Genomic DNA, 832 nt, shown 5'->3' with positions numbered 1-832 from the left:
GCCCCCGCACCGGCCCCGGCCCCTGTTCCGGGACCCGTCGCTCCGGTGGCGTCGTCGACCGGGTTCCCGGATGCGACGAGCACGGGTGTCCCCGACGGTGTGGCGCTGACCCCGTACACGGGCCCGTCGAGGATCACTGAGCCCGGCACGGTGATCGACTCCAAGCTGATCACCAAGCCCCTGGTCATCGCCGCCGGTGCGCACGACGTCACGATCCGCAACAGCGTGGTCCGCGCGGAGGGGTTCTGGCTCGTGCTGAACAACGAGGGAGCCAGGAACCTCCAGATCGTCGACACGGAGCTGGACGGGGCCGGCAACACCTCCGGGGACGCCGCCGTGGCCGGGCGCAACTACACGCTCACCCGGGTCGACATCCACGGGACGATCGACGGCCTGAAGCTCGGGAGCAACGTGACCGTGCAGGACTCGTACATCCACGACCTGGTGACGACGGCGAACTCGCACAACGACGGTATGCAGTCTCTCGGGTCGGACAACGTCACGATCGTCGGCAACACCGTCATCGTCCCCGAGGGGTCGACGTCGGCGATCCTCCTGTCGACCGGGTCGGCGGACTCGATGAAGAACATCCGCATCGAGAACAACCTTCTCGGCGGTGGCGCGTACACCGTGTACGGCGGGTACAAGGCGGGGACCGACGTCCTGTCCCGCGTGTCCGGCGTCGTCATCTCGAACAACCGGATCTCGACGTCCGTGTTCCCCAGGGGTGGCGCCTACGGACCGTTCGCGTCCGTCGACGCCCCGGCCGTGACCACCACGGGCAACGTCTGGCACGACGGACCCAACGCAGGACGCACCATCTGACCGATCC

General features: G+C 68.3%; 1 protein-coding gene. It reads left to right on the top strand.

Annotated elements, in window-relative coordinates:
* Window positions 1-825 (top strand): right-handed parallel beta-helix repeat-containing protein (locus tag HIR71_RS16290; RefSeq protein ID WP_211374336.1); only part of this gene is annotated, 825 nt, incomplete at its 5' end.
* Window positions 826-832: the final 7 nt, after the last annotated feature.

The sequence above is a fragment of the Cellulomonas fimi genome (assembly GCF_012952065.1).
Classification (GTDB): Bacteria; Actinomycetota; Actinomycetes; order Actinomycetales; family Cellulomonadaceae; genus Pengzhenrongella; species Pengzhenrongella fimi_A.
This window is presented reverse-complemented; position numbering and strand designations above follow the sequence as displayed.